Source organism: Campylobacter sp. CNRCH_2014_2849 (assembly GCF_025772845.1).
Classification (GTDB): domain Bacteria; phylum Campylobacterota; class Campylobacteria; order Campylobacterales; family Campylobacteraceae; genus Campylobacter_D; species Campylobacter_D lari_D.
Genome location: NZ_JAKMSW010000001.1, coordinates 110,786 through 130,928, shown reverse-complemented (window position 1 = coordinate 130,928; position 20,143 = coordinate 110,786). Strand labels below are relative to the sequence as shown.

Annotated in this window: 18 protein-coding genes; 15 read left to right on the top strand and 3 right to left on the bottom strand. The window is 27.8% G+C overall.

Annotated elements, in window-relative coordinates; all coding sequences use genetic code 11:
- The first annotated feature begins 1 nt into the window (after position 1).
- From L8X33_RS00630 to L8X33_RS00610, 5 genes are read left to right on the top strand one after another with little or no spacing between them, the layout of a single operon-like run.
- Complete coding sequence (locus L8X33_RS00630) at positions 2–1,483, top strand: sugar phosphate nucleotidyltransferase (RefSeq protein ID WP_263669713.1); 1,482 nt, start codon at positions 2–4, stop codon at positions 1,481–1,483.
- Positions 1,480–3,444 carry a hypothetical protein gene (locus tag L8X33_RS00625; RefSeq protein WP_263669712.1) on the top strand — a complete coding sequence of 655 codons (1,965 nt, stop codon included), beginning with the start codon at positions 1,480–1,482 and terminating at the stop codon, positions 3,442–3,444. The genes L8X33_RS00630 and L8X33_RS00625 overlap by 4 nt, the downstream gene beginning before the upstream one ends.
- Positions 3,410–5,323 (top strand): hypothetical protein, encoded by a 1,914-nt coding sequence (locus L8X33_RS00620; protein WP_263669711.1) that lies wholly within the window; start codon positions 3,410–3,412, stop codon positions 5,321–5,323. Before L8X33_RS00625 ends, L8X33_RS00620 begins: the two co-directional genes overlap by 35 nt.
- A gap of 10 nt (positions 5,324–5,333) precedes the next feature.
- A complete protein-coding gene (locus L8X33_RS00615) occupies positions 5,334–7,331 on the top strand; it encodes a capsular polysaccharide biosynthesis protein (protein WP_412175221.1) in 1,998 nt (665 codons plus the stop codon).
- Entirely contained in the window at positions 7,328–8,506 is a 1,179-nt protein-coding gene (locus tag L8X33_RS00610; RefSeq protein ID WP_263669710.1) for a capsule biosynthesis protein, read from the top strand. Before L8X33_RS00615 ends, L8X33_RS00610 begins: the two co-directional genes overlap by 4 nt.
- On the opposite strand, the gene L8X33_RS00605 is transcribed toward L8X33_RS00610, so the two are convergent.
- Positions 8,503–10,011 carry an SGNH/GDSL hydrolase family protein gene (locus tag L8X33_RS00605; RefSeq protein WP_263669709.1) on the bottom strand — a complete coding sequence of 503 codons (1,509 nt, stop codon included), beginning with the start codon at positions 10,009–10,011 and terminating at the stop codon, positions 8,503–8,505. The two genes, L8X33_RS00610 and L8X33_RS00605, sit on opposite strands and share 4 nt — an antisense overlap.
- Positions 10,012–10,175: 164 nt before the next feature.
- On the opposite strand from L8X33_RS00605, the gene L8X33_RS00600 reads away from it, so the two are divergent.
- From L8X33_RS00600 to L8X33_RS00590, 3 genes are read left to right on the top strand one after another with little or no spacing between them, the layout of a single operon-like run.
- Positions 10,176–11,306: a DUF829 domain-containing protein gene (locus L8X33_RS00600; protein WP_263669708.1), complete on the top strand. Its 1,131-nt coding sequence runs from the start codon at positions 10,176–10,178 to the stop codon at positions 11,304–11,306.
- Between the two features lie 9 nt (positions 11,307–11,315).
- A complete protein-coding gene (locus L8X33_RS00595; protein WP_263669707.1) occupies positions 11,316–12,689 on the top strand; it encodes a cytochrome P450 in 1,374 nt (457 codons plus the stop codon).
- Positions 12,686–13,039 (top strand): hypothetical protein, encoded by a 354-nt coding sequence (locus L8X33_RS00590; RefSeq protein WP_263669706.1) that lies wholly within the window; start codon positions 12,686–12,688, stop codon positions 13,037–13,039. The genes L8X33_RS00595 and L8X33_RS00590 overlap by 4 nt, the downstream gene beginning before the upstream one ends.
- On the opposite strand, the gene nusA is transcribed toward L8X33_RS00590, so the two are convergent.
- Positions 13,036–14,127: a transcription termination factor NusA gene (gene nusA / locus L8X33_RS00585; protein WP_070255882.1), complete on the bottom strand. Its 1,092-nt coding sequence runs from the start codon at positions 14,125–14,127 to the stop codon at positions 13,036–13,038. The genes L8X33_RS00590 and nusA overlap by 4 nt on opposite strands.
- Before the next feature lie 123 nt (positions 14,128–14,250).
- Between nusA and L8X33_RS00580 the strand changes: the two genes are divergently transcribed.
- The 6 genes from L8X33_RS00580 to L8X33_RS00555 are packed head-to-tail and all read left to right on the top strand — an operon-like array spanning position 14,251 to position 18,440.
- Positions 14,251–14,493, top strand: a complete 243-nt coding sequence (locus L8X33_RS00580; RefSeq protein WP_070255886.1) for an HP0268 family nuclease — start codon at positions 14,251–14,253, stop codon at positions 14,491–14,493.
- A complete protein-coding gene (gene miaB, locus L8X33_RS00575) occupies positions 14,490–15,788 on the top strand; it encodes a tRNA (N6-isopentenyl adenosine(37)-C2)-methylthiotransferase MiaB (RefSeq protein ID WP_220566266.1) in 1,299 nt (432 codons plus the stop codon). Before L8X33_RS00580 ends, miaB begins: the two co-directional genes overlap by 4 nt.
- Complete coding sequence (locus L8X33_RS00570) at positions 15,772–16,395, top strand: lysophospholipid acyltransferase family protein (RefSeq protein ID WP_039617569.1); 624 nt, start codon at positions 15,772–15,774, stop codon at positions 16,393–16,395. Before miaB ends, L8X33_RS00570 begins: the two co-directional genes overlap by 17 nt.
- A gap of 5 nt (positions 16,396–16,400) precedes the next feature.
- Complete coding sequence (locus L8X33_RS00565) at positions 16,401–17,366, top strand: hypothetical protein (RefSeq protein WP_133319440.1); 966 nt, start codon at positions 16,401–16,403, stop codon at positions 17,364–17,366.
- Complete coding sequence (locus L8X33_RS00560) at positions 17,363–17,917, top strand: hypothetical protein (protein WP_220566268.1); 555 nt, start codon at positions 17,363–17,365, stop codon at positions 17,915–17,917. The genes L8X33_RS00565 and L8X33_RS00560 overlap by 4 nt, the downstream gene beginning before the upstream one ends.
- Positions 17,901–18,440: a hypothetical protein gene (locus tag L8X33_RS00555; RefSeq protein ID WP_070255897.1), complete on the top strand. Its 540-nt coding sequence runs from the start codon at positions 17,901–17,903 to the stop codon at positions 18,438–18,440. Before L8X33_RS00560 ends, L8X33_RS00555 begins: the two co-directional genes overlap by 17 nt.
- Here the strand turns inward: L8X33_RS00555 and L8X33_RS00550 are convergent.
- Complete coding sequence (locus tag L8X33_RS00550) at positions 18,427–19,224, bottom strand: membrane lipoprotein lipid attachment site-containing protein (RefSeq protein ID WP_070255900.1); 798 nt, start codon at positions 19,222–19,224, stop codon at positions 18,427–18,429. The two genes, L8X33_RS00555 and L8X33_RS00550, sit on opposite strands and share 14 nt — an antisense overlap.
- Before the next feature lie 72 nt (positions 19,225–19,296).
- Between L8X33_RS00550 and lgt the strand changes: the two genes are divergently transcribed.
- The gene (gene lgt / locus L8X33_RS00545; protein ID WP_263664654.1) at positions 19,297–20,112 is read left to right on the top strand and encodes a prolipoprotein diacylglyceryl transferase; all 816 of its coding nucleotides are present in this window, start codon (positions 19,297–19,299) and stop codon (positions 20,110–20,112) included.
- The last annotated feature ends 31 nt before the right edge of the window (positions 20,113–20,143 follow it).

Here is a 20,143-nt window from a genome sequence, read left to right as displayed (position 1 = left end):
AATGAATATTATTATACCTGCAACTGGAATAGGCAAGAGGTTTAAAGAAGCTGGATATAAAGAATTAAAACCTTTTATTAAAGTTATGAAAGACAAAGTTATCTTGGACTATGTAGTTGAATGCTTTGATGTTCAAAATGATATTTTTTATTTTATTGTCCAAGAGGGTGAGAAAAGTAAATTTGAAGATTTTGTTTTATCTAGAAAAATTAAAGCAAAAATTATTGTTTACAAAAGGGAAAAACTAGGACCTGCTGGAAGCTTATATGGTGTGGTGTCGCAGTTGCAAGATATATTTGATGAGGAAGTTATTGTTAGCTATTGTGATTTTGGGCAAGAATGGGACTATAATGATTTTCTACAATTTGTACAAGAAAACCCAGATGCTCAGGCTATAATTCCTTGTTATATTGGTTATCATCCTCATTTATTGCCTTTAGAAAATGTGTATGCAGTATGCAAGGTGCATGATAATACTTATAAAGTGTATGAGGTTATAGAAAAATATAATTCTAAGAATAAATTTGAAGAATATCATTCTTCTGGTATTTATTATTTTAGAACTTTAAAGTTAGCTATTGAAGCAATAAAAAAACAAATAGAAGCCAAAGATATGATTTCTGGAGAATATTATATGTCTATAACTAATAATTATCTAGAAAATGTTTTATGCTATCCTTTTATAGAGAAGTTTTATCAATTTGGTACTCCAAAAGATTTTGAATATGTAAAAGAAAAACTTAACTCACAAGATGTTAATAACGAAAAAACAAAAATACAAAATACTGTCATATTATCTGCTGGTAGAGGAGAGAGATTTTTAAATCTTAATTTTAACCAGCCAAAACCATTTTTGCCTCTTGGTAAAACAAGTATCATAGAGAATATAATTGATACCTTAAAAGATATTGAGACGAAAGTTATTTGCGTTGGTGCACAAGATCATAAAAAATATTGGGAAAGTATAAAGCAAGAAGTAAGGTTTGTGAAACCGAATAAAATTGGTGCGGCGTATTCTTACAAAGAATCTTGTGGAGATTTGTCAGGCGATGTTTTAATTATCCCTTGTGATTTGATTGCTAAACATATTACTAAGGAATTTATAAGATTGCAAAAAGAATATGAAGTTATTGTGTTTGTTACACATGCTTCTAAATATAATATTAATAATCCGCATTATTTTACTTGGGTAGATGGGGAAAATAATAAAATAGATAATATTTTTGTTAAAAATAGATCTAATGATACAAATTTAGTAATGATAGGAAGTTTTTATTTTAAGGAAAATTCTTTGTTATTAGAGTATATAAATAAAATATTCCAAGAAGATATAAAAACTAACGGTGAATTTTATATAGACAATGTGTTTGAATTGTTAATTAAAACACATAAGATAGGTTATGTAATCGTTGATAATTATTTTTCTTTTGGAACTCCAGAGGAGTATTTGGAAAATAAGTATTGGTTGAAGGATAAATCGTGAAACAAGCAATAGAATCTAAGTTGCAGTTGTCTTTACAGAATTGGGATTTTAATACTTTGGAAAGTTATTATAAGCTATTAACAAAGAGTAATAAAAATTATATGGATTATATTATTTATTTATACCAAACTGGGCAAATAAAAAAAATAAAAAAAATATTTAATTTTCACCAAAATAAACCAGAATGGTGGATGGATGATAAAATTAACATTTCTTATGAAAAACTTGTAAGTATAATAAACAGTAAAGAGATAATTAATTCATCTGATGTCTCTATAGATTGCTTTGCATGCTTAGAATTAAATAATTCTATATATAATGGGGTTGTAGATATTGAATTGTTATGTAAAAAATTTCTTTGGGAGTATAGAAACAAATTAAGCATATTATCGAAAAAATATTATATTTCAAAGGTTATAGATTTATCATTGTCTGGAGAGAAAATAAGTAAATATAAATATTTTAATAATGAAAATCAAATAAAGGATTACTTATTTTTTGCAAATTTATCAACAGTATTGCTTAATGATTTTAACCAAGATTATGGTTCTAAAATTTATTATAAAAAACATAGTTTTATTTTAAAATCATTTTTATTTAAAGATGCTAAAGTTTGTAATAATAATAAGGTCGCTATTTGTATTTCAGGGGCTTCTAGAGGTGATTGGTTGAATGGCTTAAAAGATGTCATTGAAACATTCTCTAAATTATTCAATATTGATTGTTTTGTTTTCACTTGGGAAGAAGTGATAGAGTGGCCTGCATTGTGCGGAGGAGGATGTTGGGTAAAAAGATTATTGGATCCAAAGTTTGAAAATATTGCCGAAGAAGAAGTTAAGAAGGATATTTATTTTAGAAAATATTTTCCAAATACTAGTTATATTTTAAATAAAGAAATATATTCACGGAGCAAAGTAACAGCTAATGAATTAGAGGAAATAGGCAATATTAAAGCTTATTCTATAGAAAAACATAGTGATTTTACTAGTAAATATGGCAAAGTGGTAAATAATTCTAAATTAAATTATGGTGTTTATAGGGCTTTTGAATTAATGGAGGAATATGAAAAACAAGTTGGTTTAAAATATGATTTTGTGATCAGAATTAGGCCAGATGCTAGATATATTTCAAATTTAGATTTGGAGAAATTACATCAATTAAATAATAATGAATTGGCATTAAATTTTTTTGAATACCAAAATGGAACACCAAAGGATTTTGCTGTTTACGGTAGAAGAAATACTATGGAAATCTATTCGAAAATATGGAGTTATTCTTTTTTAAATAAAAAATTTGATTTTTTTTCAAAAACACCTATTGAAATTCATAATCACCATGTTTCAAGAAATTGGATTTTACTTAATGATTTACAGATTGTAAAAACCAATATAATAGAGAAATTAACTGGAGAGTCCTTTGTTTCCAATGGATATATTATGCCAAATATATCTGAATATTTATATTTGGATTTATTAAATCTTCGAGATAAATTTGATACAAAAAAACTTAATGATTTTGTATGTTTTTTCCAAAAAGTTACAGAAAAATACTGCAAAGAAAAATTAAATGATAGTATATATTTTAGTGCCAAATCGAGGATAAAAAATCATTTGGCTTATCAGTTTGGTCTTGCAATGATTGATTGTTCAAGAAATATTTTGGGATACGTTAAAATGCCGTTTGTGTTATTTAAGGTTTTTAAGCAATATCAAAACAAAAAAAAAGAATATTATAAAAAAATTTCTGAGAATCCTAAATTAGTATTACCTAAAATAAAAGAGTATGCAGATTATCAGGAAGCGATAAGATTAAAAGAAAGCATTACATATAGGTTAGGACAAGCTCTCATACAGGCCAATAAAACTTGGTATGGGGGGGGGTATGTCAGATTGCTATTTGAAATTAGGAAGTTGAAGAGGGAATATTGTGACAAAAGAAAAGGAAATTTTTTCTTTAATTGAAAGAAATTTGCAATTATGGAATTTTGATTTAGTTGAAAGTATTTATTATGCGAATTATAAATCATCTGCAAATATAGAAACAAAATTTTACGATTTTTTATATTTAACCGGTAATATTGGTAAATATATATTAGAAGAAGAAAGATTAAATGATAAAATATTATACACAAGAAAAATATTACTTAGTGATGATATAAACTATCAAAATATAAAAAATAATTTATATAAAGAGATACCTAGAGACATACTTTCTTGCTTTTTATTGAATAAAAATTTTTATTTTTGTGATGCAAATGATAGTATATTTAATTTATTAGATTTGTATAAAAACTATATCCATAATTCTAATAATATCATTACGAGGAATTATTTCATTGCTACTTTAATACGTTTTTGTATTATTTTAGGTAAACAAGAATTGTTTTTTATTAGAGAAGCTTTCGATTTAAGATATTATTTATTACAAAAGATATATGATATTAATACCAGTGGTTCGAAAATATATCATAGTTTGTTTGTTAATGAGCTACAAGATCAGTTAAAAAATGGAAATATAAAAAGTGAGACAAAATTTGCAATTTGCATGTATGGTATGTTACGTGGTGATTGGAAAGGAACATTAGAGAAAAATATAAAGATTGCCAAAGAGCAGTTAAATGCTGATATTTTTTTATTTACTTGGGATAAAAAACAGGATTGGCAAAATATAACAACTGGCGGAGATTGTTGGGTGGATAGAAAATTAGCGAAAGATTTTTTTCAAGAAAGCCCAAAAGAAATTTTAAAAACTAATGATTTAAAAAAAAATATGCCTAATGTTTTTTTTATACTTAATCATGATATTTTTTCTAAATATAAATATAGCGAACTAAGAAGTGTTGTTGAGCATCATGAAAATTTCCGTGCTTTATTGATTGAAAATCAACAAAGGATACAGCAAAACGAAAATTTAAACTCTAATGTCGAATTTATGTATTATAGTATTTATAAGTCGTTTAAAATATTAGAAGAATATGAAGAATCAAATAATATTAAATATGATTATATTGTCCACATGAGAGTTGATTCTGAAATATCAATAGAAGGTTGTTTAAAAAATGAAATTATAAAATTAGAATCGAATAATATTTATGATTTAAAAACTTTGGCGGGTAATGGAGTTGGGAATGTTGTTGGTTGTAGAAATGTAATTAATATATATTCTTCTTTGTATATGCAAAAAAAATTTTATAAAAATTTAATGGTTGTAAATGTAAAAGATCCGCATGAAATGTTTTTTAAATGGTTATCTTTTAATGGTATTTACTCTATTAAACCAAAATTCAAGATAGAGCATAGGTATACAAAAGCTCAAAATGGATATATTATGCCAAATATATCTGAATATTTATATTTGGATTTATTAAATCTTCGAGATAAATTTGATACAAAAAAACTTAATGATTTTGTATGTTTTTTCCAAAAAGTTACAGAAAAATACTGCAAAGAAAAATTAAATGATAGTATATATTTTAGTGCCAAATCGAGGATAAAAAATCATTTGGCTTATCAGTTTGGTCTTGCAATGATTGATTGTTCAAGAAATATTTTGGGATACGTTAAAATGCCGTTTGTGTTATTTAAGGTTTTTAAGCAATATCAAAACAAAAAAAAAGAATATTATAAAAAAATTTCTGAGAATCCTAAATTAGTATTACCTAAAATAAAAGAGTATGCAGATTATCAGGAAGCGATAAGATTAAAAGAAAGCATTACATATAGGTTAGGACAAGCTCTCATACAGGCCAATAAAACTTGGTATGGGGGGGGGTATGTCAGATTGCTATTTGAAATTAGGAAGTTGAAGAGGGAATATTGTGACAAAAGAACGATTTCTTAGCTCGTTTAAAATTTCAAGAGTGCATCCTTATTTATATGCGTTTTTTTATATTTTTTTTGGCAGGATTAAAAAATCAGATGTTTTTGTAGGATGGGGTAGAAAAAAGTCAGGTTTAAAAGCTGTAGAACTAGCTAGAAAATATAATACAAGATTTTTGCTTTTAGAGGATGGCTTTTTGCGCTCATTAAATTTAGGTGTAGAAAAAAGTCCGAGTTTTTCTATCGTCAAAGATGATGTGGGAATTTATTACGATGCGACTATGCCTTCTAAACTTGAAAATATTTTAAATACTTATGAGTTTAGCGCCGAAGAATTAGAGCAAGCAAAAAAAGTTATAGAAGTTATCAAAAAAGAAAAACTTAGTAAGTATAATAACAATCTTTGCATACCAAAAGATCTTTTTAGTGCTAATGAAGAACGTGTATTAATCATCACTCAAGTAGCAAATGATGCTTCTCTTAAATTTGGTTTAGCTGAGAATTTTTCAACTCAAGATATCATAAATGATGCTATCAAAGAAAATCCAAATGCTAAAATATACATTAAAATTCATCCTGATGTATTAAGTGGTAAAAAACAAAGTGATTTTGATGTGCAAGATTTGCCAAATAGATGTGTAGTTATAAAAGAAAATTATAATCCTATAGAATTATTAAGCTATTTTAAAAAAGTTTACACTAAGACTTCTGGTATGGGTTTTGAAGCTTTGATGTTAGGGTGCGAATGTGTGTGTTATGGCGTGCCATTTTATGCAGGTTGGGGTTTAACTCAAGATAAGTTAGAGTGCAAAAGAAGGCTTAAAAAAAGAACTTTGGAAGAGGTTTTTTATGCTACTTATATTTTATATAGTGAGTATTTTAATCCTTATTTAAATCAAAAAAGTGATATTTTTGACACTATTCATACTTTAGCAAAATATAAAAAGATAGAACAAGCTAATTCAAATACTTTGTATTTTTTAGGTTTTTCTAAATGGAAAAGAGAATTTATAAAACCTTTTTTTAAAGCTAAAAATAATAAAATCATTTTTTTAAACTCACTTGATGAACTTTATGAAGCGAATTTAAATCCTGAAGATAAAATTTTCATTTGGGGTAAAAAGTATGATAAAACTTTACTAGCTAAAGATTTTAATAATGAAATTTTCTTAGTAGAAGATGGCTTTTTACGCTCGGTTTTTTTAGGTTCAGATCTTACACGCCCTTTTTCTTTGATAATAGATTGCAAAGGCTTGTATGTTGATCCAAACAAGCCAAGTGATTTAGAAGATATTTTGCAAAATCATGAATTTGATGAGAGTTTAAAACAAAGAGCTAAAAAGCTCATCACTACCATCACACAAAATAAATTTTCAAAGTATAATGGTTTAAAGCATGAAAAGCTAAATTTTAATACCAATAAAAAAATCATTTTAATCCCTGCTCAAGTAGAAGATGATGCTTCTATGATCTTAGGTGGTGCAGGTTATGATACCTTAAAACTTTTACAAAGTGTAAGAAAGGCCAATGAAAACGCCTTCTTAGTTTTTAAACCTCATCCTGATGTTTTAAGCGGTAACCGTAAGGGTTTAAAAGATAAAAGTATTATTTTAAAATATTGCGATGAGATTATAGAAAATATCAGTATAGATAGTGCTATCAATGCGAGTGATGAAGTGCATACTATAACCTCTACAAGCGGTTTTGATGCTCTTTTGCGTGGCAAAAAAGTAGTGGTGTATGGTAAGCCTTTTTATGCAGGTTGGGGTTTGACAAGCGATTTACATGAAATTCCAAGACGTACAAGAGTGCTTAGTTTAGAAGAGTTGGTTACAGGAGTTTTGATCCTTTATCCAAGATACATCCATCCAAAAAGTAAAAATTTATGTGAAGTTGAGCTTGCATTAGATATAATGTTAAAAATGCAAAAAGATTATTTTTCTAAATTTTATTTGCGTTGGTTTATGGATATAAGAATTTATATATTAAGAAAAATAAGAAGATTGATAGAATTTATTTTGATTAGATGAATTTAAGTAAAAAGTTAAAAAAATTTTCTGGTAAAAATGTTTTATTGCTCCAAGGGCCTGTGGGAGGATTTTTTCGTAAAATTGCTACAAAAATTCCAAAAGCTAAGGTTTATAAAGTAAATTTTAATGGTGGAGATTTTTTCTTTTATCCTTTTAAAAGCATTAATTACACTAAAAGTTTAGCTGATCTTGAAGACTTTTATAAAAAGCTTTTTGAAGAAAAACAAATTCAAGTTATCATTATGTATAATGATTGTAGAAAAGTTCATGAAATAGCCATTAATGTTGCTAAGCAAATGGGTATTGAAGTATGGATTTTTGAAGAAGGTTATATAAGACCAAACTTCATTACTTTTGAAAAAGATGGAGTGAATGCAAACTCCACTTTACCAAGAGAAAAAGAATTTTATCTAAGTCAGAAAAAATTTGATAAAGATTTTAAATTTAAAACTTTCTCAAGCACTTTTAAAAATATGGCCTTTGCCTCATTTTTATACTGGCTTTTTGCTTTTTTATTTTCTTGGTATTTTAATAATTCTTTACATCATAGAAGTTTAAAACTATTTGACTTTTTACCTTGGCTTTGTTCAGTATATAGAAAAAATAAATACAAAATTACAGAAAAAAGTTTAAATGAAAAAATTCTTTCCCTAAAACAAAAGTATTTTTTAGCTATTTTACAAGTGCATAATGATACTCAACTCTCCCATCATTATAAAAAAACTACAGAAAAATTTATAGAAGAGGTGATTATCTCTTTTGCTAATCATGCCAAAGCAAAGTCATACCTAGTTTTTAAACACCATCCTATGGACCGTGGTTATAGGGACTATACCAAACTTATAGAAGATTTGAGCTTAAAATACAATGTCGAGGGCAGAATTTTATATGTACATGACTTACACTTACCTACGCTCTTAATTAACACAAGAGGTACTATAGTGATAAATAGTACAGTAGGGCTTTCTGCTTTATATCATAATAGTCCTTTAAAGGTTATGGGAAAAGCCTTTTATGATGTTGAAGGTTTGACTTATCAAAAAAGCTTGCATACTTTTTGGAAAGAATGCAGGGCATATAAGCCTGATGCTGTTTTACACGCTAAATTTAGAAATTATGTGATATATAAAACCCAAATCAATGGAAATTTTTTCAAAAATACTAGTTTAGATTAAATTTTCTTTTTATAGTTTTTTGCAATTTTTTTCAGTTTAAAAGGTAAGCTTAAATAGCCTATTTTAAAAGGGGTTCTTGAAGCTTGCAAAAGTGCATTACCTAAAAGATAAGGCAAGTGTGTTTTGGCTATTTGAGCGTGTTTGTAGTCTGCATAGGCTTTTAGTGGTGGTAGATTTTTTTGATCTTTTTGATTTTTAAAATGATCTTTTTTGACTTTTCTTAGTTCAAAAGGTATTTTAAAGCAATCTAAATAACTTTTGCTATTTTTCATGATAGCTTCTCCAAGCTTATAGCTTAATCTTTCTTTTATCCTTAAGCTAGCTCCATAAAGTTTATTGTTTTGGTGGATAAACATCTCATATTCATTTTTTAAGCCTTTATGATTTAAAAAACGCAAAAGATTATGATTTTGACTTTGTAAAAATGTTTGCATATCAAGTTTTTTTAGTTCATGGTATTCTAGTGCTAATTCTTTGTAAAATGCTATAGGTGGTATCAAAAGCTCATAAGCATTTGTAAGTTGAATTTTACATTCAATTTTTTTATTATTATCATTTTCTAAAAATAAAATTCCTATTAAGTCCACATAATCAAGTCTCGGTGTTTTTTCATTTGCTATGCTTAAGCCCGAACTTTCCTCGCTTTGCTTGATAATTTGTGTATTAACATACAAAAAGGTTTGCTCATCACAAATTGCTTTTTCATTTTGTATATCTTGAAAAGTATTGATAAGTCCAAAATTTTTTACTAATTTAAAAGATGAGTTTTCAATGCTTATAGATGATATAGCATGGGTTGATAAACTGGCGTGATTCCAAGTGTGTATGCCTAAGATTTGATAATTTTTGAACTCTTTTGGGAAAATGATTTTTTCATTAGCTTTAATCTTTGTAGTTTTTTCACAAAAAAATGAGTTTTTATGCTCTATTTTAGTTGAATTTGAGGGCGTAAAGATATGAAATTTTCTTTTTGAGCAAATGATATTTTCTTTAGATTTTTTAAACCTGTGTAAATTTTTAATGATGTTTTTACCAAGCTCTTGCATAGCTAGTGGCATAGGGTGGAATTTATAGTTTTGATCAAAATCATAAAGATTATTTTTTTGGTAGTAAAGATCTACATCGATTAGATTAAAACCATAATGAGCACAATTTTTCCTATGAGCTTCATTGATAGCTTTTGATTTATCATTACAAGCTGGTATGGGGAGTATAAGCACTATAGTAATTTTGTTTGCTTTGTAAAGTTCTTCGTAAAAATAATCAATATTTCTAAGTATAATATTTAAACTCATAGGGCTTAAATAATCATTGATATTTGATTCACTGATGAGAAAATCACTTTTATTTATAGTTTTTTCATGGCGTATTAATTCATAAAGATTTTGTAAAGAAGTACTAAGTCCTAAAGCATAATTATGTAATGTAATGTCTTTATTTTCAAGACCTATCCTAAGACCATTTTTAACTACACTATTACTACCACCTAGTAAGATTACATCCATAAATTCTTTCTTTATTTTTTTAATTTTTTTTTATTTTATAAAATATTTTTTAATGAATAATTTCAGAGTAAAAACCCCTCATTTTATCTTTAAATAGGTATTTGACAAAGATAACAACTTTAGCTATATTTTTAAATTCAGTATTAAATTTATTTAGGATGTTGATGGAAAAAATATGCCAAAAAAGAGATGTTTTTTATATAGCTGGTTATGATCCTAGAAGATATAGGCATTATTATGCTATGTTTAAAAAAAATTTAGCCGAGCAAAATAAACTTTTAAATTATGATTATACTTTATCAAAAGCTCAAGCTAATATTTATCCTTTTTGGCAAATTCAAACTCCATACACAAACACTACTTATACTTTTTTAGGTTGGAATGATATAGTCAAAAAAAACTGGTCAGAGGGTATAAAAGATGCTTTGAGTGATTGCTATAGTTTTTTTAGAATTTATACCATCACAGGGCTTTTTTTAAAATTTGGTAAAGAATCCCCGCACCAACTTATCACAGGTTATTATCCATTTTTTTATGTGCTTTTGAGTTTGATTTTTACTTTATTTTGTGCTTTTGGAAGTTTATTTTATTTGCAAAATTTTCATATTATTTTAGGAATTTTAGCTTTTGTTTTATCGTTAGTGTTTTTACCAAAAATGCTTTATAAATTAGGCAAGAAATTAGCTGTTTTTTGGATAGCTAGAATTTGTTCTTTTTGTGCAAACTGGGAGAAAAATTCTCAAGGTGAACTTGAGTTAAGAATGGATGATTTTGCTAGAGTTATTTTTGAAAAACTAAAAGAAAATGCAAATGATAAAAACTATGAGCTCATCTTAAGCGCACATAGCGTAGGAACGGTGCTTTGCATAAATGTTTTAGCAAAAGTGCTTAGAAAATGTGAAAAAGAAAATGTTTCTTTTGAAAATTTAAAGGTTTTAACTTTAGGTGAGTGTATACCTTTGGTAAGCTATCAAAAAAGATCTTTTGAGTTTAGAAAAGACTTAGAGTATTTAGGAAGTAAGAATTTAATATGGTATGATTTTACTTCTATTATTGATGGGGCTTGTTTTGCACAAGTTGATTTTATACGCACAAGCGGAGTGAAAACACAATTTAGTCCAAAATACCTTTCGGCTAAATTTCATATCTTATATAAAAACAAAGATTATAAAAAAATCAAAAAAGACAAATATAAAGCACATTTTTTATATTTATTTGCCACACAAATTCAAGGAGTATATAACTTTTTTGAATTTATTATAGGTAAAAATAAATTAGAAGAAAAAATCAAATAGGAGGAAATCATGGGTCAGTGTCCTTTTCATCCAAAGCCTTATAAAAATAAAGCTTCTACATTAACTACTTTTTTACTAAAAAGAAGATCTTGGCTTGATGGACTTTATGAGCGAAGCTATAAAATGATGATGGGTAGAGTAAAAATGCCCGGATTTGATCTATATGTAGTAAATGATCCAAAAGAAGTTAGACGCATTATGGTAGATGAGGTTAGAGAATATCCAAAAAGCCAACTTTTACATGAGCTTTTAGAACCACTTTTGGGTATAAGTATTTTTACAACTAATGATAGAGTATGGGAAAAGCAAAGAGAACTTTTAAGACCTTCTTTTGAAATGACAAGGATTTCTAAGGTTTTTAATTTGATGAGTGAAGCAGCTTCTGATATGATGGCAAGATTTGCAAAGTATGAAGATAAAGCGATTATAGAAGTAGATGAAGCTATGACTTTTGTGACTGCAGATGTGATTTTTAGAACTATTATGTCATCAAAACTTGATGAGCAAAAAGGTAAACTTGTTTTGGATGCTTTTGTAACTGTGCAAGAAGAAACAGTTAAAACAGCTATGCGAAGAATGTTTCGCTTTCCAACTTGGCTTTCAAATCTTTTGGGCGAGAAAAAAAGACTTAAAGCAGGTGGAGTTATACGCAAGGTTTTATCAGATATTATAAAGCCAAGATATGATAATGCTCTAAATGATCAAGGAAAATATGAAGATATTTTATCATCATTGCTTATGGTGGTAGATGCAGATACTAATGAGAGATTTTCTTTTAATGAAATTTTAGACCAAGTTGCTATGCTTTTCTTAGCAGGCCATGAAACCACTGCAAGCTCGCTAACTTGGACGCTATATATTTTAAGTATTTCTCCAAATGAGCAACAAAAAGCTTATGAAGAAATCATGCAAGTTGCGGGTGATGAAGAGTTTAAAATAGAACATATTAGAGCAATGAAATATCTTACAAATGTGTTTAAAGAAAGTTTAAGACTTTATCCACCAGTTGGCTTTTTTGCTAGAGAAGCAAGAAATGATAACAAAATGAGAGATAAGCTTATTAAAAAAGGTTCAGGTGTAGTAGTAGCTCCATGGCTTATTCATAGACATGATAGTTTTTGGGAAAATCCACATGAGTTTGATCCAAGTCGCCATGAAGATAAAAGCAAGATTAAAAAAGACACTTATATGCCTTTTGGTATGGGAGAGCGTGTGTGTATAGGGCAGGGTTTTGCTATGCAAGAGGCTATTTTGATTTTAGCTAATATTTTAAGGACTTATAAGTTAGAATTAGAAGAAAAATTTGTACCTGATATAGTAGGAAGACTAACTATAAGATCAGCAAATGGTATGAATATAAGATTTATAAAAAGGCAAAAATGAAAGAAAAATTAGCAGGAACTATACTACTTTGCGCTATCGTTCCTTTAGCGGTGATTAGTTATCTTTTTATTGTTATAGTGGGTATTTTTGGTAATCCTGCTAGGGTTAGACAAGGTGTGAGAGCGCTTGATCATTTTGTCAATGCTACTTTGTTTAATGGTTATGCTTGGGAGTCTTTATCATCCCATGCTTGGAGAGAACGCGATAAAAGATGGGCTAAAATAGTTATTAAAATCACAGATTTTTTTGACAAAAATCACTGCCAAAAGGCAAATAAAAGAGAACAACCTATAGTGGATTTAGTTTTAGAAAGAAAGCTTACCGAGCAAACTGTCGGTAAGCAGCTTTAATTTTCTCCAAATAAAGCTTTAAGGTTTTTAAACGCTTCTTCTTGGTTATTAGTTTTATCTTCATTATTTACTTCATTAAGTTCTATCTCATATCCAAGAAGCATGCTAGCTAGGCGTATATTAATACCACTTTTTCCTATGGCTTTGCTTTTTTGTTCGCTATTTAGCGTTACAATAGCTTTTTTATCTTCGATACTAACTGAGTTTATAATGGCTGGAGCTAGGCTTCTTGTGATTAAAATTGCCATTTCATTAGAATACTCAATGCAGTCAATATTTTCATTTTTTAATTCTTTGCTTACAGCATTGATTCTAACTCCTTTTATACCCACAGTTGCTCCTACTGCATCAACACTCGGGCTATTAGCTTGCAAGATGATTTTTGCTCTCTCGCCTGGAATTCTTGCACTTGCATAAATATTTATAAGACCATCTTTGATTTCAGGAACTTCAGCTTTTAATAAAGCTTCTAAAAATTTAGGGCTAGTTCTACTAAGCTCCATTCTCATACCCGATTTATCAATATATACATGTCTAATAACAGCTTTAATCACATCGCCTACTTTAAATTTTTCACCTTTGATACGATTTTTTCTAGGCAAATATGCACGAAACTCATCAATTTCCACATAAGTATTTTCTTCACTATCTACTCTTACTACGCTACCAAAAACCATATGTCCTACCATTTTTTGGTATTTTTCATAGATTTTTTCTTCTAAGAGTTTTTGAATGTTATATTCTAATTCTTTATGTAAGATATTTACAGCAGTACGGCCTAAATTTTCCAAAGAACATTCATAAGTTAGCTCATCGCCAATTTCTACATCTTTAGCTTCAGACCTTGCTTTACTTAAAGCGATAAAATGCTCATTTTCATTTTCTAATCTTTCATCATTATCAGCTACTACGATGATTTTTTGATAAAGTTGCAAATTTTTACCCGAATCAACAAAAAATTCGTATTTATCACCATAAATTTTCTTAGCAGTATTAATAAGTGCTTTTTTAACTCTTTCTCTTACATCTTCTATTTGTAAATTTTTCTCATTAGCAATGGATTCAATTATATCTGTGATTTTTTCCATAATGACAATACAACCTTAATTTTGGATTTTAAAAGTTTGAAGAATAAAATTATATCTTTAATAAGTTTAATTAAAAGTAAAATTTGCTATAATTTCAGATTAAAAAAACTTGAGGATGATGATATGGACTTAAAAATAGCAAGAACCTCTGTTGATGAAAAGCCAAAAAGTATAAGTTTAGAAAGTATTGAAAAGGCTGTGGATAAAGAAGGTCAAAAATTTTTCTATTTTGATAAGGATAATGCCCATAAGCAATTAATCGCTTTAGTAGAGCATTTTGAAAAAAAAGGAAAATGTGTTTATCATAGAACAATCAAATATGGTTTAGATGATGCAGATTTTATGTATGAGGTACATATTCTTTGAGTAAAAAACTTTTTATACAAACTTTAGGTTGTGCTATGAATGTGCGTGATTCAGAGCACATGATAGCTGAACTTAAAGAAAAAGAAAATTATGAATTAACTCAAGATGCAAAAGAAGCAGATTTGATTTTAATCAATACTTGCTCGGTGCGTGAAAAGCCTGTACATAAGCTTTTTTCAGAAGTTGGAAGTTTTGAAAAAATCAAAAAAAATGGAGCTAAAATAGGAGTTTGTGGTTGCACTGCTTCACATTTGGGAGATGAAATTTTCAAGCGTGCTCCTAGTGTGGATTTTGTTTTGGGTGCTAGAAATGTTTCCAAAATCACAAAGGCCGTAAATACTCCAAAATTTTTAGGTAATGATATAGATTTTGATGAGAGTAATTATGCCTTTGCAGATTTTAGAAATAGCCTTTATAAGACCTATATTAATATCTCCATAGGTTGTGATAAGCATTGTACTTATTGTATAGTGCCTCACACAAGAGGAGATGAGATTTCTATACCTTTTGAGATTATTAAAAATGAAGCATTGAAAGCTGTTTCTAAGGGTGCTAAAGAGATTTTTTTACTAGGACAAAATGTTAATAATTACGGCAAAAGATTTTCTAATGCTCATGAAAAGATTAATTTTTCAGATCTTTTGGAAAAGCTAAGTGAAATTGAAGGTTTGGAGCGTATCCGCTTTACAAGCCCACATCCATTGCATATGGACGATAGATTTTTAGAGGTTTTTTCTAAAAATCCTAAAGTTTGTAAGTCTATGCATATGCCTTTGCAAAGTGGTTCAAGTGAAATTTTAAAGGCTATGAAACGCGGATATACTAAAGAGTGGTATTTAGATAGAGCATTAAAACTTCGTTCTATGTGTAAAGATGTGAGTATTTCTACTGATGTGATTGTGGCTTTTCCAGGTGAGAGTGATAAAGACTTTGAAGATACCATGGATGTGCTTGAAAAAGTGCGATTTGAGCAAATGTTTTCTTTTAAATACTCTAAAAGACCATTAACTAAAGCTGCAACTATGCCAAATCAAATTCCTGATGATATAGCTTCAAAACGCTTGAGTGTTTTACAAGCAAGACATACAGAAATTTTAGATGAAATTGTTGTAAAACAAAAAGATAAAGAATTTGAAGTTTTATTTGAAGAATTAAGAAGTGAAGGTTTTGTAGCAGGTAGAAGTGATAATAATTTTTTGATTCAAGTTAAAGGCAGTGAAGAGCTATTAGGACAAATGAAAAAAGTAAAAATCACCAATCCTAGGCGTATGGTGTTAAATGGCGAAATCCTTTAAGATTAATCTTTTAGCCTTTGGAATTTTTTTATTACAATGGCTAATTTTTTTAACTTGTAGAAAGGTTTATTTAGGGCAAAAGCTTCCAAAAAGATCATGTGTGATACTTTTTTGGCATGGGCGTCTTGCTCTAATGCCTTTTGCTTATCGTAAAATGGGTATTAAAGGAAAAAAGGCTTATGTGATGATTTCACACCATAAAGATGGGGAGATCATTGCTAGAAATATTGCTTTTTTTGGTTTAGATACTTTAAGAGGTAGCACAAGCAAAGGTGCTTTGGCTTTATTAAAACAATCTTTTAAAATTTTAGATCAAGGCGATGATGTGATTATCACTCCAGATGGGCCAAGAGGACCTTATCATAGTGTTTCAGATGGTTCTGTGATGATAGCTTTAAAAAAAAATGCTCCACTTTTTTTGCTAAATTATGAAGCAAGTTCTTTTTGGGAATTTAAAAGTTGGGATAAAATGATTTTACCTAAGCCTTTTTCTAAGATTACTTATAGATTAAGTGAAGAAATCAAAATACAAAATTTGAATTTAGAAGAAGCTAAAGTATTGATAAAAGAAAAATTTGATATGATAAGTCAAATAGATAAAGGATAAACACCATGTTATCTTTTTTTAGAAAGTATATTTTACAGCTTTTAATTTGTATTTGTTATGATGAAAAACAATACATTATAAGATGTCATACTTGGAAAAAATCTCAACCAGTTGATACTTTTGAAAAAAGTTTTGAAGATAAAGAAAAAGCAATAGAATATGTTAAAAATTTAAGTAAAGACTTTCAAATTTATTATATTTGTACCTTTTTTACACCTATTGCTCAAGGTGTAGTGCCAAGTTCAAATTTCAAAGAGCTTTCTAATTTTGGAGTAGAAGCAAATAATGTTAAATGTATTCCTTTTAATAATGCTTTGTTGTATGTTTCCAATCAATCTTTGAGTTCTTACAAAGAAGATTATGAAGCTTTTGGTGGTTTAGATTTGCTTTACTCACCTTTTTCTTTGCTTTATCATTGTATAGCAAATAGAGGTTTTGAAGAAAAAATAGGCCTTTATGTGTATAGATATCATGATTTTGTTGCGATGTTAATTTGTAAAAATGAGATTATATTATTTGGAAGTTATTTTAATATAGCTAGTCAAAATTATGACGAAGTTGATTTTTTTGATGACATTAAAGAAGAATTTGATTTGCAAATTGATGATGAAAGCCAAGAAGAAGAAAATGAACAAAATTATGATTTAAAAAGTTTAGAAGAGATGAGTAAAGAACTTGATAAGCTTGAAGATTTAGATGAGAATGAAGAGCAGCTTCCTATGGAATCTTTAGAAAATTTTAGTTCAGATATGAAAATGATTGAATACATCATTTCAAGTGTAAAAGAATTTTATCATAATCCCTTGTATGATAATAGTTTTTTAGAAGAAATTGTAATTTTTGATGAGGAAAGTTTTAGTGCAACCTCGCTAGATTATTTAGAAAATGAGCTTTTTATAAAGCCAAAAGTAGAGCTTATAGATACTTTAAATTTGATGAATGAGCTTGTAGTTAAGGATTTGAAGCTATGAGATATAGTTTAATAAAGCCTAAGATAAAACCAGTTTTTAATCTTTTTACTAGAATTTGGATTTATTTTACTAGTATTAGTGTGTCTTTGATTTTTGTGGTGTTTATTGTTGTTGTTTTTAAAAGCTACTATGCATCTGTGCAACTTGATGATAAGAAAAAAGAATTGGCTCAAATCATAGCTCAAATTAATTCCAATAAACTTAAATATCAAGAATTAGTAAGACAAAATAATAAAGCAGAAATGATTTTAGGGGATTTAGAACAAGAACGAGAGAATGGTAAAAATAAAGTTTTATTAAAAAGTATTCAAAACCTTTTTACTTTAGTGCCTAAAAATATATCTTTAGATGAGGTTTTAATGGAAGATAGGTCGCTTATTTTAAGAGGTATTACACCTACTAAAGAAATGTTTGCCTTGTTGTTAGAAGCCCCATTAAGAAGTATTTTTTCAAATTCTCAAACAAGCTATTATCAATTAGAAAATGGGTGGTATCGCTTTGTTAGTGTAAATATTACTATACCAGAGGAAATGTATGAACAAAAAAGATAAGAGCTTAGAAGAAGCTGATATATTAAAGATATTGATTTATTCTTTTTCATTTGTTGCACTTTGTGCAATATTGATTTTATTCTTAATTGTACCTTTTTTGAAGGATTATAAAATCGAACATTCCAGATTAGCTGCTCAACAAATTCAAAATACCAAAGCATTAAATGAATTACAAGCTTTGGAAAAGGTTATTAGAGATTTTCAAAGTACAAACGCGCAAAATTTAGCTCAAATCAATGCGGAATTTTCTCAAAAAGAATTAATGGATTTTATGAAAAATTATTTTGATGATGTCAAAATAAATCTTATTCCTATTAAAAAAAGACAAGAATATTTAAAATATCAATTTGGAGTTAGCGTAAAGATGAAAAATCCACAAGCTTTTTATTCTTTTTTAAATGATTTACAAAGATATAAAAATTTAATAGAAATAAGTACGCCTGTTGAATTTAAATCAGAAGAAAAACACATTGACCTTAAATTTAGAATCAAAGTGTTTCATGCTTTAGCTATTCAAAAATAATTACTTCATTATTTTGATAAGGAGAGATTTTTTCTTCCTTTCTACTATCTTGTTTTATATCTTGAGCTTCTAAATTTTCTTGTGCTTTTGATTCTTCCTTGATTTCTTTTATATTGGTTTTTAAACTAGAAGTGATTTCTTTGTAAAAAGCAATAAAAACTTTATCAATTTCCAAAGCACTAGCTGCAAGACTTTCATTTACTTGGGTTGGGACAGCACTATAAACTTGTCTAAAACTTTCTATACTTGCTTGACCTTTTATAGGATAGTTTAAAATAATAGGATCGTTTAATTTTGCAGAGCTTGTTGTGCTTTGGAAGGTATCTTCTTGATGCAAATTATTTAAATGACTTTGAGCTTCTAAAATAATCATAAAAGAAGATTCTACACTATCGCCTCCAAGACTTGAATTTCTTGTAACTTTATCCTCATATAAGTTAGCACTGATGGTAATATTAAAAACATAATCAGGATTTTCATTATCTATAGTATATCCTTTACTTTCTAATAGTGCTTTACTATCTTTAAATAGCTGTTTTTTTAGTAATTCTAGGCTTTTATTGATTCTTTGATTTAGGGTAGATTGTTCAAAATAAGAACTATAAAAAGTATTTTTAATAATTTCTATTTCATTGATTTTAACTTTTGGGCTATTTTCTTTTGTATTGTTATGTTCTTCAAAAGAACTTTTAAAACTTGGCATAGAAATATAATAAGTTTTTTGATTACCAGTGCAAGCACTTAAAAATAAAATTATGCTAAAAAATAATAATATTTTTTTCATTTTCTCTCCTTGTTATTTTTATAATTATACAATTTTTTGCTATATTATGTGTTTTATTATAAAGGCTTTTTTATGGAATTTTGGCAAAATATTTATGCAAATTTTGATGTAGTGGCTTTTGAAATTTTTGGTTTAAAAGTGCATTGGTATGGTATTATGTATGTATTAGCCTTACTTGTTGCTTTAATGGTTGCAAAATACTATGCTATTAAAGACAATATGGGAATTTCAAAAGCTATGCTTGATAGTTATTTTATATGGGTGGAAATTGGTGTAATTTTAGGTGCAAGATTGGGTTATATTTTAATTTATGATGCAAATACTTTATGGTATCTTACGCATCCTTGGCAAATTTTTAATCCTTTTTATAATGGAGAATTTGTAGGAATTAGAGGTATGAGTTACCATGGTGCTGTTATAGGATTTTTAATAGCAACTTATGCTTTTTGTAAAAAAAATAAACAAAATTTATGGAAATATTTAGATTTGGTTGCTATTAGTGTGCCATGTGGTTATATTTTTGGGCGTATTGGAAATTTTTTAAATCAAGAGCTATTTGGTAGAGCTACGGATGTACCTTGGGGTATTTATGTAGATGGGATATTGCGTCATCCTTCGCAACTTTATGAAGCATTTTTAGAAGGTTTTATAGTTTTTATCATTTTATTATTGATAAAAAAATATAAAAAATACAATGGAGAGCTTATTGCTTATTATACAATTTTTTATGCTTTAGCGCGTTTTGTTTGTGAGTTTTATAGAGAGCCTGACTTTGGTATAGGCTTTGTTGCTTTTGGTATGAGTATGGGCCAAATTTTAAGTATTATAATGTTTTTATTAGGACTAATTTTATCTTTTTATTTAAGAAATATTAAAAAAAATTTATAAATTTTTATTTTTTTTAAGAATAAAAGTTCTA

What these genes read in the sequence shown, in the direction of transcription:
- L8X33_RS00560 (WP_220566268.1), top strand. Translation starts at nt 17,363, where the DNA reads ATGAGATATAGTTTAATAAAGCCTAAGATAAAACCAGTTTTTAATCTT.
- L8X33_RS00555 (WP_070255897.1), top strand. Translation starts at nt 17,901, where the DNA reads ATGAACAAAAAAGATAAGAGCTTAGAAGAAGCTGATATATTAAAGATA.
- nusA (WP_070255882.1), bottom strand. Translation starts at nt 14,127, where the DNA reads ATGGAAAAAATCACAGATATAATTGAATCCATTGCTAATGAGAAAAAT.
- L8X33_RS00630 (WP_263669713.1), top strand. Translation starts at nt 2, where the DNA reads ATGAATATTATTATACCTGCAACTGGAATAGGCAAGAGGTTTAAAGAA.
- L8X33_RS00570 (WP_039617569.1), top strand. Translation starts at nt 15,772, where the DNA reads ATGGCGAAATCCTTTAAGATTAATCTTTTAGCCTTTGGAATTTTTTTA.
- L8X33_RS00605 (WP_263669709.1), bottom strand. Translation starts at nt 10,011, where the DNA reads ATGGATGTAATCTTACTAGGTGGTAGTAATAGTGTAGTTAAAAATGGT.
- L8X33_RS00595 (WP_263669707.1), top strand. Translation starts at nt 11,316, where the DNA reads ATGGGTCAGTGTCCTTTTCATCCAAAGCCTTATAAAAATAAAGCTTCT.
- L8X33_RS00610 (WP_263669710.1), top strand. Translation starts at nt 7,328, where the DNA reads ATGAATTTAAGTAAAAAGTTAAAAAAATTTTCTGGTAAAAATGTTTTA.
- L8X33_RS00600 (WP_263669708.1), top strand. Translation starts at nt 10,176, where the DNA reads ATGGAAAAAATATGCCAAAAAAGAGATGTTTTTTATATAGCTGGTTAT.
- L8X33_RS00580 (WP_070255886.1), top strand. Translation starts at nt 14,251, where the DNA reads ATGGACTTAAAAATAGCAAGAACCTCTGTTGATGAAAAGCCAAAAAGT.
- L8X33_RS00565 (WP_133319440.1), top strand. Translation starts at nt 16,401, where the DNA reads ATGTTATCTTTTTTTAGAAAGTATATTTTACAGCTTTTAATTTGTATT.
- L8X33_RS00590 (WP_263669706.1), top strand. Translation starts at nt 12,686, where the DNA reads ATGAAAGAAAAATTAGCAGGAACTATACTACTTTGCGCTATCGTTCCT.
- L8X33_RS00550 (WP_070255900.1), bottom strand. Translation starts at nt 19,224, where the DNA reads ATGAAAAAAATATTATTATTTTTTAGCATAATTTTATTTTTAAGTGCT.
- lgt (WP_263664654.1), top strand. Translation starts at nt 19,297, where the DNA reads ATGGAATTTTGGCAAAATATTTATGCAAATTTTGATGTAGTGGCTTTT.